The sequence below is a fragment of the Bradyrhizobium sp. SEMIA genome, assembly GCF_014844175.1.
GTDB lineage: Bacteria > Pseudomonadota > Alphaproteobacteria > Rhizobiales > Xanthobacteraceae > Bradyrhizobium > Bradyrhizobium arachidis.
On the sequence record NZ_CP046601.1, the window covers coordinates 8,901,380 to 8,915,828 of the forward strand.

At 66.1% G+C, this 14,449-nt stretch carries 14 protein-coding genes, 1 tRNA gene and 3 pseudogenes; 6 read left to right on the forward strand and 12 right to left on the reverse strand.

Going from position 1 to position 14,449, the window contains the following annotated elements; translation table 11 throughout:
- The 10 genes and pseudogenes from FOM02_RS42585 to FOM02_RS42630 form a co-directional block, all read right to left on the reverse strand.
- A pseudogene (locus FOM02_RS42585) lies at positions 1 to 977 on the reverse strand (aldo/keto reductase).
- A 102-nt stretch (positions 978 to 1,079) separates the two neighbouring features.
- Complete coding sequence (locus FOM02_RS42590) at positions 1,080 to 2,012, reverse strand: sugar-binding protein (RefSeq protein ID WP_027564792.1); 933 nt, start codon at positions 2,010 to 2,012, stop codon at positions 1,080 to 1,082.
- 94 nt (positions 2,013 to 2,106) lie between these two features.
- Positions 2,107 to 3,177, reverse strand: a complete 1,071-nt coding sequence (locus FOM02_RS42595; RefSeq protein WP_027564793.1) for an ABC transporter permease — start codon at positions 3,175 to 3,177, stop codon at positions 2,107 to 2,109.
- Positions 3,177 to 3,938 (reverse strand): ATP-binding cassette domain-containing protein, encoded by a 762-nt coding sequence (locus tag FOM02_RS42600; RefSeq protein ID WP_027564794.1) that lies wholly within the window; start codon positions 3,936 to 3,938, stop codon positions 3,177 to 3,179. The genes FOM02_RS42595 and FOM02_RS42600 overlap by 1 nt, the downstream gene beginning before the upstream one ends.
- Before the next feature lie 12 nt (positions 3,939 to 3,950).
- Positions 3,951 to 5,273, reverse strand: a complete 1,323-nt coding sequence (gene xylA / locus FOM02_RS42605; RefSeq protein WP_027564795.1) for a xylose isomerase — start codon at positions 5,271 to 5,273, stop codon at positions 3,951 to 3,953.
- Positions 5,274 to 6,351, reverse strand: a pseudogene (locus FOM02_RS42610) (xylulokinase). It abuts the gene before it with no gap.
- A gap of 81 nt (positions 6,352 to 6,432) precedes the next feature.
- Positions 6,433 to 7,441, reverse strand: a pseudogene (locus tag FOM02_RS42615) (LacI family DNA-binding transcriptional regulator).
- A 90-nt stretch (positions 7,442 to 7,531) separates the two neighbouring features.
- Positions 7,532 to 7,996 (reverse strand): GNAT family N-acetyltransferase, encoded by a 465-nt coding sequence (locus FOM02_RS42620; protein ID WP_027564798.1) that lies wholly within the window; start codon positions 7,994 to 7,996, stop codon positions 7,532 to 7,534.
- 2 nt (positions 7,997 to 7,998) lie between these two features.
- Positions 7,999 to 8,511 (reverse strand): GNAT family N-acetyltransferase, encoded by a 513-nt coding sequence (locus tag FOM02_RS42625; RefSeq protein ID WP_035730478.1) that lies wholly within the window; start codon positions 8,509 to 8,511, stop codon positions 7,999 to 8,001.
- Positions 8,511 to 9,092, reverse strand: a complete 582-nt coding sequence (locus tag FOM02_RS42630) for a helix-turn-helix domain-containing protein (RefSeq protein ID WP_027564800.1) — start codon at positions 9,090 to 9,092, stop codon at positions 8,511 to 8,513. The genes FOM02_RS42625 and FOM02_RS42630 overlap by 1 nt, the downstream gene beginning before the upstream one ends.
- A gap of 188 nt (positions 9,093 to 9,280) precedes the next feature.
- On the opposite strand from FOM02_RS42630, the gene FOM02_RS42635 reads away from it, so the two are divergent.
- Complete coding sequence (locus FOM02_RS42635) at positions 9,281 to 10,273, forward strand: alpha/beta fold hydrolase (protein ID WP_027564801.1); 993 nt, start codon at positions 9,281 to 9,283, stop codon at positions 10,271 to 10,273.
- Positions 10,274 to 10,277: 4 nt separating this feature from the next.
- Here the strand turns inward: FOM02_RS42635 and FOM02_RS42640 are convergent.
- Positions 10,278 to 10,351, reverse strand: a tRNA-Gly gene (locus FOM02_RS42640).
- A 173-nt stretch (positions 10,352 to 10,524) separates the two neighbouring features.
- Here FOM02_RS42640 and FOM02_RS42645 point away from each other — a divergent pair.
- The 5 genes from FOM02_RS42645 to FOM02_RS42665 all read left to right on the forward strand — a co-directional run bounded on the left by FOM02_RS42645 (position 10,525) and on the right by FOM02_RS42665 (position 13,577).
- Positions 10,525 to 11,100: a methylated-DNA--[protein]-cysteine S-methyltransferase gene (locus FOM02_RS42645; RefSeq protein WP_027564802.1), complete on the forward strand. Its 576-nt coding sequence runs from the start codon at positions 10,525 to 10,527 to the stop codon at positions 11,098 to 11,100.
- A gap of 95 nt (positions 11,101 to 11,195) precedes the next feature.
- On the forward strand, positions 11,196 to 12,035 hold the full coding sequence (locus FOM02_RS42650) for a helix-turn-helix transcriptional regulator (protein WP_027564803.1): 840 nt from the start codon (positions 11,196 to 11,198) through the stop codon (positions 12,033 to 12,035).
- 56 nt (positions 12,036 to 12,091) lie between these two features.
- The gene (locus FOM02_RS42655) at positions 12,092 to 12,451 is read left to right on the forward strand and encodes a VOC family protein (protein WP_027564804.1); all 360 of its coding nucleotides are present in this window, start codon (positions 12,092 to 12,094) and stop codon (positions 12,449 to 12,451) included.
- 125 nt (positions 12,452 to 12,576) lie between these two features.
- Complete coding sequence (locus FOM02_RS42660; protein ID WP_027564805.1) at positions 12,577 to 12,975, forward strand: SRPBCC family protein; 399 nt, start codon at positions 12,577 to 12,579, stop codon at positions 12,973 to 12,975.
- 113 nt (positions 12,976 to 13,088) lie between these two features.
- Positions 13,089 to 13,577, forward strand: a complete 489-nt coding sequence (locus FOM02_RS42665; protein ID WP_027564806.1) for a hypothetical protein — start codon at positions 13,089 to 13,091, stop codon at positions 13,575 to 13,577.
- Positions 13,578 to 13,687: 110 nt separating this feature from the next.
- On the opposite strand, the gene FOM02_RS42670 is transcribed toward FOM02_RS42665, so the two are convergent.
- Complete coding sequence (locus FOM02_RS42670; RefSeq protein WP_027564807.1) at positions 13,688 to 14,374, reverse strand: hypothetical protein; 687 nt, start codon at positions 14,372 to 14,374, stop codon at positions 13,688 to 13,690.
- Positions 14,375 to 14,449: the final 75 nt, after the last annotated feature.

Sequence of the window (14,449 nt, forward strand, 5' to 3'; positions counted from 1 at the left end):
TCACGCTCCGCCCGGCAGCGGCGCCCTTGCGTCGACGAGGTTTCGCGCGCGCAGCTCCTGCCAGAAGGCCTGCGGCACGACCTTCTCCGACATCGCGATGTTATCGGCAACCTCGGCCGCGTTGCGTGCGCCCATCACGGCCACCGTCACGGCCGGATGGGTCATGCAGAACTGAAGCGCGGCGGCCTTCAGCTCGGTGCCGTGCTTGCGGCAGAGTTCATCGAGCTCGACTGCCCGTGAGACCAGCGTCGCATCGGCGTCCTGATAGTTGAACTTCGCACCCGCATGCGGATTGGCCAGAATGCCGCTGTTGTAGATGCCGCCAAGCAAAATGCCGATGTTCTTCGCCTGACAGAGCGGAAACAGCGCATCCAGCGCGCCCTGGTCGAGCAGGGTGTAGCGGCCGGCGAGCAGGAAGCAATCGACCGGCACGGCTTGCGCAAAGCGAACCAGCATTTCCGACTGGTTCATGCCGGCGCCGATCGCTTTGACCGTGCCGTCGTCGCGCAGGCGCTGGAGCGCACGGAAGGCACCGGCGACGGCGGCGTCGTAGTGATCATCGGGATCGTGCACGAGCAGGACGTCGATACGGTCGAGCCCGAGGCGAGCAAGACTCTCGTCCACCGAGCGCATCACCCCGTCATAACTGAAATCGAACACCGGCCGCTCGATCGGCGTGCCCTTGTAGTGCTCGTCCTCGGCGGCGCCGCCATCGGGAGCGCGCAGCAGACGGCGACCTTGGTCGAGATGGCATAGGAGTCGCGCTTCTGCTGCCGCAGGAACCCGCCGAGCCGGCGCTCGGCCAGGCCAAAACCGTAGAGCGGCGCGGTGTCGTAGAAGCGGATACCGGCCGACCAGGCGCGCGCGACCGTCGCCTCCGCATCGGCATCGCTGACGGGACTGAACAATCCGCCGAGCGGGGCGGAGCCGAGGCCGATTGAGGTGATATCGAGAGGGCCGAGCCGCGAGCGTTTCATTCCAATTCTTCCGATTTTCTTCTGGCCGTCCAAAGATCATCTCCCCCGCCTGCGGAAACCGCAAGCGGGGGAGCACGCAGGAGCACGGGGCTGGCGGCGCTCCTACTTCAGCATCTGCGCGACGTTGTCCTTGGTGACGAGATCGAGGCCGGTGTAGACGATCTCTGGCACCTTCTCGCCCTTCTTGATGGCGAGCAGCGTGTCCATCGCCTTCTCGCCCATCTCGAACGGACGCTGGCCGACCAGGGCATTGGCGTAACCATCGCGCAGCAGCTCGAGCTGCATCCTCAGCGTGTCGGCGACGACGAGCGTGAACTTGCCGCTGTCGATGTCCTTCTTGTTCCTGGAGGCGAAGGCCTTGAAGCCCTCGGGGGCGAACATCGGCCAGCCGCCGATCGGAACGATCGCGGCGAGGTCAGGCGTTGCGGTGCGCATGTCCGTCATCTGCTGGACCGCCAGCGCAGGATCGTCGTTGCAGAAGGTCGGAGAGCCCGCGACCTCGGTCCATTTCGAGCCCTTCAGCGCCTCGCGCACGCCGTCGACGCGCTCGGCGAGGTTCTTGGCGCCAGGACCGCCCGAGACCATCGCGTATTTGCCGCCATCGGGCCGCATCTTCAGGAGCTGCTTGCCGAGCGCGACGCCGAACTCCTTGTTGTTGGTGCCGATATAGGCGATGCGCTTCGAGCCGGGCGCATCGGCATCGAAGGTGATGACGGGGATGCCGGCTGCGGTTGCCGCCTCGATCGACTTGGTCATGGCCGCGACGTCGGCGACCGAGATGGCGAGGCCGTCGACCTTCTGGGTGACGAAGTCCTGGATGATCTGCGCCTGCGTTGCCGGCTCGTGCTCGACCGGCCCCTTGTAGATGCATTCGATGTTGCCGAGCTCCTTGGCGCGCTTCAGGCAGCCGTCGCGCGCGAAGTCGAAGAACGGATTGTTCATCGCCTTGGGCACGATGACGAAGCGATAGTTCGCGGCGAACGCCGGCGTCGCCATCATCGCAACGGCGATGCCGGCAAGAAGAAGTTTCCTCATTGTCTCCTCCACCCTTGTTTGGTGCCCATCCTCTCGAAAGCGCCCGGGAAGCGGACAGGCGGCGTTTTCATTGCCTTCCCGGGACGACGTCACGTCAGGTCATCCGCGAGCGGATGCGGTCGACCAGCACGGCCAGGATGATGATCACGCCCACCAGCGTCTGCTGCCAGTAGGAGGAGACCTGCGCCAGCACGAGGCCGTTGCGGATCACCTCGAGCAGCACGCAGCCGACGATGGCCCCGAGCGGGCCGCCGATGCCGCCGGCGAGGTTGGCACCGCCGATCACGGCGGCCGCGATCACGTTGAGCTCATAGGAGGTCGCCATGTTGGCGGGCGCGGATCCGAGCCAGCCGGAGATGATGATGCCCTGGAGGCCCGCGGCGAGCGCGCAGATCACGTAGACTTCGATCTTCACCCGTACCACCGGGATGCCGGTCAGTTCCGCCGCCTTCTCGTTGCCGCCGAGCGCGAAAACGTGGCGGCCGAACGCGCTGTGGTGCAGCACCACCGCCATCGCCAGCGCGAGGATCACGAGATAGATGAACGGCACGGGCACGCCGAGCACGTCGCCGGAGGTCAGCGCGTAGAAATAATCGGCGTCAGGCCCGCCCGGGAAGCTGCCGCGACCGTTGGAGACGACATAGCCGAGCCCGCGCACGATCGAGAGCATGCCGAGCGTGGTGACGAAAGGCGACAGGCCGAGCACGGCGATGCAGAAGCCGTTGACGAGCCCGGCGATCAGCGCGACGCCAAGGCCGGCGAGGATCGACACCAGCAGGATCAGGCCGGGCACGTTGGCCAGCACGGTCTTGCCATCGGCCGCCATGTGCACCAGCGGTGATCCCGGCGCCGACAGCTCGGTCATCACCATCGAGGTGATCATGGCGGAAAAACACATCATCGATCCCACCGAGAGATCGATGCCGCCGGTGATGATGACGAAGGTGACGCCGAGGGTGGCGATGGCGATGAAGGAAAAGTTCTTCGCCACGTTCTGCATGTTGCCTTCGGTGAAGAAGTACGGGCTGGCGAAATGCATGATCACCAGCAACACCGCGAGCGCCAGCAGCACGTAGCCGGTCTGCGAGGCGAAGATGCCGCGCTGCCACCATCTGATCTTGCCGACGTTGGAGAAGGTGATCGGGGATTCCATGGGCATGGCCATCACGCCGCCTCCTTCGCGCCGGTGATGAGGGCGGTGACTTCCTCCGGCGAGGTCTCGTGGATCGGCTTGTCGGCCCGCTTCTCGCCGCGGCGCATGACGATGACGCGGTCGCACACGGCGAACACGTCGGGCATGCGGTGCGAGATCAGCATCACGGCAACGCCCTGCTCCTTCAGGCGGTGGATCAGGCCGAGCACCTGCTCGACCTGCCGCACCGAGATCGCGGCGGTCGGCTCGTCCATCATGACCAGCCGCGCATTGGACAGCCGCGTCCGCGCGATCGCGACGGCCTGACGCTGGCCGCCGGACATCTGCTTGACGAGGTCGTCGGGGCGCGTCTCCGAGCGCAGCTCGCCGAACAAGTCCAGCGCGCGCGCGGCCATCGCCTTGTGGTCGAGCAGGGCGATGGGTCCAAACTTGCGCTTCAACTCGCGGCCGAGAAACACGTTGGCGGCTGCGGACAAATTGTCTGCGAGCGCGAGGTCCTGATAGACGACCTCGATACCGACCGCGCGGGCATCGACGGGCCGGTTGAAATGCACCGCACTGCCGGCAAAGCGCATCTCGCCATGAGTGGGGCGGAAATTGCCGGCGATGATCTTGACCAGCGTCGACTTGCCCGCGCCGTTGTCGCCCATCAGGCCGACCACCTCGCCCGGAAAGACCTGCATGTCGACATCGTGCAGCGCGCGGATCGCGCCGAACTCCTTGCCGATGCCGGAGAGCTCGAGGATCGGTGTCGTCGCGTCAGCCTTTGTCATCAGCGGCGTTCCTCAGACGTAGCGGTTGACCAGGGATTCCAGATATTCCTGCCGGCCCGAGCACGGCTGCGGGTCGAAGCCGGAGCTCATCGCGCGGTCAGCGAGATCGGTGAGCGAGCGCTGACCGCCGAGAATGGCGCGACCTTCTGGGCCGGCCCATCCGTCGTAGCGCGTCGCGATCGGCGTCGTGAGCACACCGCCATCGAGCATGTCGGCGGCGGCAAGGAAGGCGCGCGCGCAGGCATCCATCGAGCCGACATGGGCATGGATCAGATCGTCAGGATCGATCGACTGCCGGCGGATCTTGGCGTCGAAATTAAGCCCGCCCGAGGTGAAGCCGCCGCGGTTCAGGATCTCGTGGAACACCAGCGCCAATTCGGGAACGTTCATCGCGAACTGGTCGGTGTCCCAGCCGAGCAGATCGTCGCCGCGGTTGATGTCGAGCGAGCCGAACACGCCGAGCGCCTCGGCGAGCGCGACCTCGTGATGGAAGGAGTGGCCGGCGAGGATCGCGTGGTTCTGCTCGATGTTGAGCTTGACGTCGTTGAGGAGGTCGTAGCGTTCGAGGAAGCCGCAGCAGGTGGCAACGTCAAAATCGTACTGATGCTTGGTCGGCTCCTTCGGCTTCGGCTCGATCAGGATCGGCCCCTTGAAACCGATCTTGTGCTTGTGCTCGACCACCAGCGAGACGAAGCGGCCGAGCTGGTCGAGCTCGCGCTTGAGATCGGTGTTGAGCAGCGTCTCGTAGCCCTCGCGCCCGCCCCACAGCACATAGTTCTGGCCGCCGAGCCGATGCGTCACCTCCAGTGCGGCGCGGACCTGGCCTGCGGCATAGGTGAAGATATCGGGGTCCGGATTGGTCGCCGCGCCCGCCATGTAGCGGCGATGCGTGAACAAATTGGCGGTGCCCCAGAGCAGGCGGACTTTTGCCGAGGCCATCTTTTCCTCGAACAGATCGGCGATCGCGTTGAGGTTGGCGACGGACTCGCGGAGCGAAGCGCCTTCCGGCGCGGCATCGACGTCGTGGAAGGTGAAGAACGGGACGTCGAGCAGGCGGAACAGCTCGAAGGCGACATCGGCCTTGGCGCGGGCCTGGGCCATTGCGTCGCTGCCGTGATGCCACGGCCGCAGGAACGTTTCGCTGCCGAAGGGATCGCCGCCGGGCCAGCACAGCGAATGCCAATAGCAGACCGCAAAGCGCAAATGATCCTCGAGCCTGCGCCCATGCACGATGCGGTCCTTGTCGTACCAGCGGAAGGCATGTGTGTTCGCCGCATCCTTGCCCGCAAAGGTAACGGGCGTGCTGGCATCGAAGAATCTGGCTGGCGCGTTCACTTAAATCGTCTCCTTCAATGCGGGATAAAGCGCGCGCCAGCGGCGATAGGCCTCGTCATAGGCGGCGGTCACGGATGGACGGGGTGCGAAACTCGCAAGCCGCCTCGGGCGGGTGCAGACATCAGCCGGCTGCTCACCGGTGGCGGCGAGCCGTCCGAGCCGTGCGGCACCGAGCGCGGCACCCACCTCGCCCTCTTCAACGCGATGGACGGGAATGCCGAGCACGTCGGCGCAGATCTGCGCCCACAGCGGCGAGCGCGAGCCGCCGCCGACCAGATCGAGTTCAGTGATCGGCCCGCTGGCCGAGCTGAGCGCCGCCAGATTGTCGCGCGCGGCGAAGGCGACGCCTTCGAGCACGGCCTGCACGATCTGGCCGCGCCCGGTCGCCGCCCGCAACGTCCTTCGCCATGCCCCAACGCCGCGCGTGTTCCGGCGCGAGCGTCGCGCTGACCTCGCTGCCCTCGGCGAGGCGCGGCATGTGGTGAAGATCGAGGCCTGTCGCATGCAGCAGCAGGGCTGACCAGCGGCGCTCGCCGACATCGAGCCATAGCGTGCCGGCCGCATCCGACATGTCCTCGACCATCTCACCGGTCAGCCGATAGCGCACATAGGCCTTTGGCAGCAGCACCTTTGCGACGCGCGCGAAGATCTTCGGCTCATGCCGCGCGACCCAGAGCAGCTTTGGCGCGGTGAAACCGGGCATCGCCGGATTGCCGGCGATCATGTGCAGTGACGGACAGCGCCGCTCCAGCGCCACGCATTCGGCCTGCGAACGGCCGTCGTTCCAGAGAATCGCCGGGCGCAGCGGCCGTCCATCCTCGCCGAGCAACGTCGCGCCATGCATCTGCCCCGATAGCCCGATGCCGGCGACCCGCGCGACCTCGCGCGGATGATGGCGCGCGAGATCATCGACCGCGCCGATCGCCGCATCGACCCAGGCATCGGGGTCCTGCTCGGACCACAGCGGCGCCGGATGCGACAGCGCAAGCTCGCGCGTCGCCGTCGCGATAACCGCGCCGGCTGCATTCACGAGCACCGCCTTCACACCGGACGTGCCGATGTCCAGTCCGAGATACACGCCATCCTCCCTTTTGCCTGTCACCGGTGAGCGATCTTGAAGTCGCCTTGTCCGCCATGTGTCGTTCAAAGTCCGCTGCCGCTAAGGCAGATTGTCCCGCATCACGATGTCGATCCTGATCTTCTCCTGTTCGCGCAGGATCGGCTCGCCGCGCGCGAGCGCGAGCAGCACGCGCACCGCGGCACGCGCCTCATGTCCCGGATTCTGCGAGATCGCGGCATCCATCACGCCCTGGAGCAGCAGCCGGCGCGTCAGCGCGGTGACGTCGTGCCCGACAAACACGACCTTGTCGCGGCCGGCCTCGCTCAACGTCTTGTCGTTCAACGCCTTGGCAACGCCCTGTGTGCCCGCGCCGACGTTATAAAGCCCGACTATGTCAGCATGCCTGCCCAACAGCCGCGCCAGCAGCTGCTCGGAACGGTCGTCCTCGTCGCGCCCTTCCAGCACTGGCAGCACGCTGAGGGCAATCACCCGACCATCCAGTATGTCGATCACCAGCAGGGCTTGCCCCGCATGCCGCCGGCCAGCCGCCCGACCAATGCGCCGGCGGTGCGGCCCGCGGCGATATTGTCGATGCCGACATAATGGTGGCGGCGCGAGGACGGCACGTCCGAGACCAGGGTGACGACCTTGGTGCCGGCCTCGACGAGATCGTCGATCGCGGCGCGGACACCGGGATGATTCAGCGCCACCACGGCGACGCCGTCATAATCGTCCGACAGCGCCTCCAGCGAGGCTGCCAGCACGGAGGGGTCGAACACGTCGTCGCGACCATCTCGACATTGAGGCGGCGGGCCGAGAGCCAGGCCGACATCTCGCCGAGATAGGCCTCGATCTGCTGCATGAACGGGTTCGGCCCCGACGGCATCACGAAGGCGAAGCGGCGCGCGCGGCCGCGGGCGAGCTCGGCGGCCGCCACATGCGGCTGGAAGGAATTGCGCTCGATCGCCTCCCTGACGCGCCGGACCGTGTCCGGCCGCACGCCGGGCCGGTTGTGCAGCACTCGGTCCACGGTCGCGAGGCTCACGCCCGCCTGACGGGCGATGTCCTTCAGCGTCAGCGCAGTGGCAGTGAGAGCGTCTTCAGCCATGGCTGAAGGCTAGCAGAGGCGTTTTGAGGTGCGCAACTCATTTTGAGGGGCGATGAAATATTTTCGTGCCCCGGTTGCGTCCGGGCCGGGCTAGCCGCCGGTCAGATCCAGCGTCAGGAACAGGCTGTTGGAATCTTCGACATAGCCCTCGAACGGGCCGCAAAGCACAAAGCCGTGCGCCTGGTAGAGCGCGTGCGCGGGCTTGAAATAATCCCACGAGCCGGTCTCGAGGCTGAGCCGTTCCAGACGGCGCACGCGGGCCTCCGCGATGATGTGGCGGAGCATCTGGCCGCCAAAGCCGCGCCGCCGCGTGGTCTTAAGCGTATGCATCGACTTCACCTCGCCATGGTCGGCGGAAAGCGTCTTCAGCGCCCCGGTGGCGACCAGCGTCTCGCCGTCCCAGCCGGTCCAGAACGCGACGTCGCTCGCACGAAGGCCGGCCAGATCGAGCGCATGGGCACTGCCTGGCGCGGTCTGCGCCCGGGCCGCCGTGACGTGATGATCGAGCAGCGCAATGACGCGCGGATCGAAGGTGTCGCCGGTGCGGATCTGCATCGTCACGGCCGCACGCCGCTTGCGAGCTGCTTCTGCATGAAGACGAGATCGAGCCAGCGGCCGAACTTGCAGCCGACCTCAGGCATGCGGGCAACCTCTGCGAAGCCGAGCGAGGCATGCAAGGCGATCGAGGCGGCGTTGGCGCCATCGATGCCGGCCACCATCGCATGCTTGTTCAACGCCGTGGCGCGTTCGATCAGCGTCGCCATCAGGCTGCGGCCCACGCCAAGCCGATGATGTCGCTCGCTGACATAGACCGAATTCTCCACGGTGTGGCGGTAGCCGGGAAACGGGCGGAAATCACCGAACGAGGCGAAGCCGACGACTTCCCTGCCCTTCATCGCGACCAGCACGGGATAGCCGGCCTCCTGCCGCGCGAAAATCCACGCGCGCCGCGACGCCAGATCAGCCGGGCCGTCGGTCCAGACCGCCGTGGTGTTGAGCGCGGCATAATTGTAGATGGCGAGGATGTCCGCAGCATCCTCCAGCGTGGCGTCCCGCACGATCAGGGGCATCACATTTTCCCGTAAGACGTGCCGCGCCGCGTGATGATGACGTAGCGGGCATCCTGTTTGGTTTCGTTCTCGAAGGTCACCGCACGCATCACGTCGAAGTCGAGACAGTCGCCGTCGCGCAGGCGCACCGACTTGGCGTCGATATGCACGCAGACCGCCCCTTCCAGCATCAGGAGTTGCTGGGTGAAGGCGTTGCGGCCCCACGGGCTGTAGGACACACGCGCGCCGGCCGGCAGGTCGACGACAATGATCTCGATGCCGCTGGCCGCATCCGGCGGCGAGGCATGACGCCGCCGGTAACCGCTGTCGGGATCGCGCCAATGCGGCTGGTCGGCCAGGCGCATCAGCCGCTCCGGCGGCTTCTCCGCGAGCGCGACGACATCGCTGAGGGTGACGTCGAGCGCGGCGCAGAGCTTGTTGAGCAGCGCGGCCGTCGCACTGCTCTGCGCCCGCTCCACCCGCCCGATCATGGCCCGGCTGACGCCGGAGCGCACTGCCAGCTCGTTCAACGTCATGCCGCCTTGCGTCCTCAACGTCTTCAAGCGACGACCGATTGCACGGTCGAGTTTCTGCTGGTCCATCTCTTTGCAGGTCCTGGTCTTCATCCGAACTTTGCCCGGCAGGAGGACCGCGCCCATCGGGCGGGGAGAAGCTTAAGGCTGGCGAGGCGCGCGTGCCGGGGGGCGAGAGCTAATATATTAGAATCTTTGCGGGGCCTGTAGGGCCGACTAGGATGCGCCCCACCACGATGGACCCGGGAGGCGACGACATGGGCGAGCCGACGCAGCGGACGATCAAGGCCAATGGCATCAGCCTCAACGTCGCCGAGCAGGGCGAGGGGCCCATGGTGTTGCTGTGCCACGGCTTTCCGGAAGGCTGGTACTCCTGGCGCCACCAGCTCGAGGCGTTGGCGGCGGCCGGCTACCATGCAGTTGCGCCCGACATGCGCGGTTACGGCAAGAGCGATCGGCCCGAAGCGATCGACCAGTACACGATCCTCCATATGGTCGGCGATCTCGTCGGCGTGCTCGATGCCTTCGCGGCAAAGCATGCCGTCATCGTCGGCCACGATTGGGGCGCAACGATTGCCTGGCACACCGCGCGCCTGCGGCCCGATCGCTTCCGCGCCGCCGCCATTCTCAGCGTGCCCTATCGGCCGCGCAGCGAGGTGCGGCCGACCAGCGTCATGCCACAGACGGCGGACGCGCAGTTCTATCAGCTGTACTTCCAGGAGCCTGGAGTCGCCGAAGCCGAGTTCGAACGCGACCCACGTGCCACGCTCGGCGCCATGCTCTTCGGCGGTTCCGGCGAAGGAGTGGCAGCGATCCGCGCCAATGCCGAGCGTCAGGGGCGGACCGCTGGCGTCGGCATGGTCTCACGCAAGGACGGCATGTTGCCGAAGGTGCAGGTGCCGCTGCCGTCGTGGCTCAGCGCCGCCGATCTCGATTATTACGCCGCCGAATTCGCCCGCAGCGGGTTTCGCGGACCGCTCAACTACTACCGCAACATCGATCGCAACTGGGAGCTGGTGGGCGCCTTCGAGGGCGTGAAGGTGGTCGTGCCCGCGCTCTACGTCGCCGGCGACCACGACATGGTCATCGCCTTCCCCGGCGCCGCCGAGCACCTCGCCAACATGAAGCAATGGGTGCCGCAGCTGCGCGAGATCAGGATGCTGCCAGGCTGCGGACACTGGACGCAGCAGGAACGGCCGACGGAGGTGAACGCGGCGCTTGTCGAATTCCTGCAGAGCTTACCGAACTAAAGCTTGGAGCGGGCGAAGGGAATCGAACCCTCGTATGCAGCTTGGGAAGCTGCCGTTCTACCATTGAACTACGCCCGCGGATGCGTTGCTCACGCCCGACCTGATTAGCCGAGACGGCGCGCGCCGCCAAGCGATTTGGCGCACTCGGCCGGACGCTTCTTAAGGTTTTGGCAAGATTCCAGGTGCGCGCGATTGTGGCGGTGTTATGATCGCCTGTCTGGGGAGAGACGTGCACTGAGTGGGGCGTGCGCATGGTGGGGCGTGCTTACGCGATATTCGACACGGCGATCGGGCGCTGCGGCATCATCTGGAGCAGCACCGGCGTCGTTGCCGTGCAATTGCCCGAGGCGCGGGAGATCGACACCCGCCGTCGGATTTTCCAAGTCCATCCCGAAGCGCGCGAGCAGCGCCCATCCGAGAACGCCGAGCTGGCGATCGAGGGGATCGTGGGCCTGCTGCAAGGCGGCGATCCCGATTTCTCCGAGGTCGGCCTGGACGCCGGCGGCGTGCCCGGCTTCAACCGGCGGGTCTATGAATACACCTGCACGATCCCGCGCGGAGAGACGCGCACCTACCACGAGATCGCCAAGGCGCTGGGCGCCTCCGGCGCCGCGCATTCGGTGGCGCAGGCGATCGCGAAAAATCCCTACATGCTGATCGTGCCTTGCCACCGGGTGCTGGAGGCCGGCAATTACACCGACCGGATCTCGCCTTACGGCGGGGTGATCTCCAAGCGGCGGCTGCTGTCGCTGGAGGGCGCCCACCCGGTCGCCAGCAAGACGCTGTTCGAGGTGCTGTTGCCCGTTGCCCCTTCGAGACCGAGCTAAGGCGCGATCTCGATCGCGCCTTAGCTTTGTTTTTTGGGCATGATCTTGTCGGACAACCGCTACACACTTGTCCGGATCATCCCTAGATAGGCGGGATGGACGCAACCACGCTGCTGACGACACGTTCGATGACCGTCTCCGAGTTTCGCTGCGATGCGGGACCGGACGACACGCCATTTGCGGAATGCCGCACCGGCCATTCCATCGGCTATGTCCGCTCCGGCAGCTTCGGTTGCCATTGCCGCGCCGGCTTCTTCGAGCTGGTGGCGGGATCGATGCTGGTCGGCGCGCCCGGCGAGGAATACACCTGCACGCATGAGCATGTCTCGGGCGACGTCTGCCTCGGCTTCTCATTCAGCGAGGACCTGGTCGATGCCCTCGGCGGGTGGCGCGAGGTCTGGCAGGTCGGCGCGACGCCGCCGCTGCCCGAGCTGATGGTGCTGGGCGAGCTCGCCCAGACGGCAGCAGATGGCAACAGCGACTTGGGCCTCGACGAGATCGGCCAGATTCTTGCGGGCCGCTTTGTCGAGATCGTCTCCGGCAAGGCGCGCAAGCAGGCCACACCGACCGCACGCGACCGACGCCGCGCGGTCGAGGCTGCGCTGTGGATCGATGACAATTCGCATACTGAGGTCGATCTCGAACAGACCGCAAAGCAGGCGGGCCTCAGCCCGTTCCATTTCCTGCGGCTGTTCTCCGCCGTGCTTGGCGTCACCCCGCATCAATATCTGGTGCGCTCGCGGCTGCGGCATGCGGCGCGCCGGCTTACTGAGGACGACATCGCCGTCACCGACATCGCCTATGACGTCGGCTTCGGCGACCTCTCCAACTTCGTCCGCACGTTTCATCGCGCGGCCGGCGTATCGCCGACCAAGTTCCGGCAGGCCTCGAAGGGAAAGCGCAAGATTCTCCAAGAGCAGCTTGCCCTCAACTGACTAGTTTCGTCTCCGGCGCGCGCCAGTTGCGGCGCGCTTTGCAAATGGAGACGACTATGTATGACCACATCGGATTGCGCGTTGCCGACCTCGACGCCGCCACGCGCTTCTACACCGCGGTGCTGGCGCCGCTCGGCTATGGCCTGTGCTCCAGCGGCGACGGCTATGCCGGCTTCGGGCCGAAGGGAGAGCCCGCGTTGTGGCTGCACCTGAACAAGGGACGCAAGGCCGACGGCGCGCATATCGCGTTTCGCGCCGGGGATCACGACGCGGTCAAGGCGTTTCACAGTGAGGGCTTGAAGAGCGGCGGCCGCGACAATGGCGGCGCCGGGCCGCGCAAGGATTACAGCCCGACCTATTACGCGGCGTTCTTGATCGATCCCGATGGCAACAATGTCGAGGCGGTTTGTGCGTGAGCGCTAGCCGCGCACGCGCTTTCGTAGGGTGGGCAAAGCGAAAGCGTGCCCACCAACCATCAATGGTGGGCACGGCGCTTCGCGCCTTTGCCCACCCTACCAATACCGCATTTGAGGAAACTCCCATGGCCTCCATCCACAACGACATTCCCCTCTCCGCCTCCGCGAGCGACGTCTGGGACGCGGTGCGCGATTTCGGCGCGCTGCCTCAGCGGCTGGTGCCGGGCTTCGTCACCGCCTGCACGCTCGATGGCGATGCGCGCATCGTCACCTTCGCTAACGGCTCCGTCGCGCGCGAGGTGCTGGTCGATTGCGACGATGCCCGGCAGCGGCTGGTGTATGCGATCGACAGCGAACGGCTGAAGCATTACAGCGCCTCGGTGCAGGTGATCGCCGAAGGCGACAAGAGCTGCCGCCTGGTCTGGATCATCGACATGCTGCCGAACGAGCTTGCGCCCTATGTGCAGGGGCAGACGAAGGAAGCCGTCGTCGCGATGCACAAGGCGTTTCCGCCCGCGGCCTGAACACGCTCTGTGACTTCAGGCACAGAGCCCTCTCTTCGGCGGCCGTAACCATGGCCGCGTGCGTCCGGTTGGCTCCGCTCTCCCGGCGGCGCCGCGCACGCGAGGAGCAGGCCATGAGAGGTGCGGACAAGGTGATCTGCCAGGCGGCCGCCGTGCTGCTGCTGTTTTCGATTTCGAGCGCGCCGGCAAAGGCGCAGTTCCTCGGCGGCGGCGCTGCCGGCGGCGAGGACATGATGACCCAGATGGCGCCGATGCTGGAGATGATGAAGGCGAAGATGGGCAAGCGCCGCTTCGCCATGCTGATGCGGACCATGGGCCCGATGATGAGCCGCATGATTGAGAATGGCGGCGGCGGGTTTGGTGGTGGTCTTGGCGGCCTCGCCGGCGGCAATCTCGGCGGGGGGGTCGGCGCGCCCAATTACGGCGGCTACATGCCGATGGGCGGCGGCACCATGCCGGCCGGATTCGGCGGCATGGGCGGCGGCGATATCATGGGCATGCTCGGCGGCGCCGGCGGCGGTGACATGATGGCGATGATCCCGCAATTGATGCGGCTCGCCAATGCCGGCGGTGGCGGCCATCGCCGCCACAAACATCGCTAGATCGCACGCGCGCAGTACCGCCGCTTGGCAGCTCCGGAAAACGAAGCAACCATCCTTCGGGGCACGAAGGATGGTTGCACCGGGTCAGGGGCGTGATGCGTCGGGGGCTATCAGACCCGGTCGTTGAGAAGGACGCCGGACAACGAAGCGTTTGCAGTCGCCGCGTCGCTCGATCCCGCACTGTAGGTCTGATCGTCGAGCGAGTTCTTCAGCGATTGGAGAAATTGTTGCAGCAGCTCCGTCGCCGACGTGCTGCTTGACGAACTATCCGTGCTGTTCCCGGTCGTCGTATCGCCTGATCCCGTCGCGCTGGACGAGGTCGAATCCGTGAGCGAGCTTGTCAGCGACTGAAGGAATTGCTGAAGCAAGTCCACCAGCGGATTGCCACTCGATGAACTATCCGTGTCGCTGACGGAAGAGCCGTCCGACGGCGGCGGTCCGGGAGGCGGTCCGCCTGCGCCACCCGGCCCGCCGGGTCCTTGCGAGAAGGCCGCCTTGAAGATGCCTTGCAGCTCGGTGGCCTGCTGATCGGTCAGCTTACCGCTCGAAACCTCCTGCTGGATGAGATCATCGATCTTCGAACCGAACGCGCCGGGCGACAGCCGGCTGCCGCTGGACTGATCGCCGGTCGTGCTCGATTGCAAGGCGGAATCGATATCGCCGAGCGCGGACGACAGCGCCGTTTGATCGGTCGAACTGATCGCGCCGGAACTGACTTCCGTTTGCAGCTCGTCTTGCAGCCGCTGCAATGGCGATGCGTGGTGATGGTGGAAGGAGAGCGACGAAATCGAGGTCATGTGGGCTTCCGTGCTTCTGGTGGACTCGCGGCGAAATTGTTCGCAGGAGCTGGCGCGGAGCCTTCGCAAGGCGCA